The 2,055-nt window shown below is 60.1% G+C and carries 2 protein-coding genes; both read right to left on the reverse strand.

Annotated features, from left to right (window positions below; translation table 11 throughout):
* Window positions 1-149: 149 nt before the first annotated feature.
* The gene (gene trxB / locus AB5Y92_RS06950; RefSeq protein WP_019445530.1) at window positions 150-1,100 is read right to left on the reverse strand and encodes a thioredoxin-disulfide reductase; all 951 of its coding nucleotides are present in this window, start codon (window positions 1,098-1,100) and stop codon (window positions 150-152) included.
* Window positions 1,101-1,285: 185 nt separating this feature from the next.
* Window positions 1,286-2,055 (reverse strand): alanine dehydrogenase (locus AB5Y92_RS06955; protein WP_368226141.1); only part of this gene is annotated, 770 nt, incomplete at its 5' end.

Genomic DNA, 2,055 nt, shown 5'->3' on the forward strand with positions numbered 1-2,055 from the left:
AGCGAGTAATCGCGCTGTGTCCGTTTCACACCTTGTCCCATCGGGTTCTCCATTTATTAGGGGGAAAGGTGTAAACCATATTCAGGACGGGACACTTTAAATAAAAAAGGCATACCGACTGGTATGCCTTATATCACAACTGCGCTTGTTTATTGCGCGTCGAGGTAGCGTTCGGCATCGAGGGCTGCCATGCAGCCGGTACCGGCAGAGGTGATCGCCTGACGGTAGTTGTGGTCGGCCACGTCGCCGGCAGCGAAGACACCTTCAATGCTGGTCTGGGTGGCAAAACCGTCGAGGCCGCCACGTACCTTCAGATAGCCGTTTTGCATCTCCAGCTGGCCATCGAAGATCTGGGTATTGGGCTGGTGGCCGATGGCGATGAAGACGCCCATCAGCGGCAGCTCGCTGGTGCTGTTGTCCTGAGTGTTGCGCAGGCGCACACCGGTGACTCCCATCTGGTCACCCAGCACTTCGTCCAGGGTCTGGTGGGTGTGCAGCACGATGTTACCGCTCGCGACCTTGTCGTGCAGACGCTTGATCAGGATCTTCTCGGCCCGGAACTCGTCGCGGCGGTGGATCAGGTGCACCTTCTTGGCGATGTTGGCCAGATACAAGGCTTCTTCAACTGCGGTGTTGCCGCCGCCGATCACCGCCACTTCCTGATTGCGGTAGAAGAAACCGTCACAGGTGGCACAGGCGGAGACGCCGCGACCCTTGAAGGCCTCTTCGGAGGGCAGGCCCAGATACTTGGCGGAGGCGCCGGTCGCGATGATCAGGGCATCGCAGGTGTATTCGCCGTTGTCCCCTTTGAGGCGGAACGGGCGCTGAGTCAGTTCGACACTGTTGATGTGATCAAACAGGATGCGGGTATCGAACTTCTCTGCATGCTCTTTCATGCGCTCCATCAGGGCAGGGCCGGTCAGGCCTTCCGGATCACCTGGCCAGTTCTCCACTTCGGTGGTGGTGGTCAGCTGACCCCCTTGCTGCATGCCGGTGATGAGCAGGGGATTGAGGTTGGCGCGGGCGGCGTAGACGGCCGCGGTGTAACCGGCCGGGCCTGACCCTAAGATCAGCAATTTGCTGTGAGTGACTTGGCTCATGATGTCATTTCCGGGATGTGATGAGTTTGCGCGATTGTAGGTAATTCGTGATCCGGGGTCAAAGGCTGGTGAGTCGATTGCACTAATCGTGTTCACAAGGGGTGACATGCAAAATAAAGGAATAAAAAAACCGCCCATCGCGGGCGGATTTTCACTCATCTCCAACTGGCGCAGGCCAGCGCAGATCAGTTCAGCAGGGTCAGGGGATCCGTGTAGGCAAGGCCATGTGCCACGGCCACTTCCTTGCAGGTGAGCTTGCCCTCCATCACGTTGAGCCCGTGCAACAGGTTCGGATCGCTCAGCAGTGCCTGACGATACCCCTGCTGGGCCAGCTTGATGATAAAGGGGAGGGTGGCATTGTTGAGCGCCACGGTCGAGGTGCGGGCCACCGCCCCCGGCATGTTGGCGACACAGTAGTGCACCACCTCATCGACAATATAGGTCGGATCCTGGTGGGTGGTGGCGTGGGAGGTTTCCACACAGCCGCCCTGATCGATGGCCACATCGACGATGGCAGAACCCGGCTTCATGCGCGCAATGTGGTCACGGCGGACAAGTTTTGGCGCAGTGGCGCCAGGTACCAGCACGCCGCCAATGACCAGATCGGCCGCCAGCAGATGGCGCTCCAGCGTCTCGCTGTTGGAGTAGACCACTTTGGCCGCTCCCTGGAACTCGTTATCGAGACGGCGCAGGGTATCGACGTTGTTGTCGAGGATGGTCACATCCGCGCGCAGGCCAATGGCCATGCGGGCTGCATTGGAGCCGACCACGCCGCCACCGATGATCACCACCTTGGCCGGTTCGACACCGGGTACGCCGCCGAGCAGCACACCGCTACCACCGCGGGATTTTTCCAGCGCCTGGGCACCCGCCTGAATAGACATGCGACCTGCGACTTCCGACATGGGGGCCAGCAGGGGCAGGCCGCCACGGCCGTCGGTGACGGTTTCATAGG

This window comes from Aeromonas sp. R1-1, assembly GCF_040908495.1.
GTDB lineage: Bacteria > Pseudomonadota > Gammaproteobacteria > Enterobacterales > Aeromonadaceae > Aeromonas > Aeromonas veronii.

Coding starts and splice junctions, on each gene's coding strand:
- trxB (WP_019445530.1), bottom strand. CDS start 1,100: ATGAGCCAAGTCACTCACAGCAAATTGCTGATCTTAGGGTCAGGCCCG.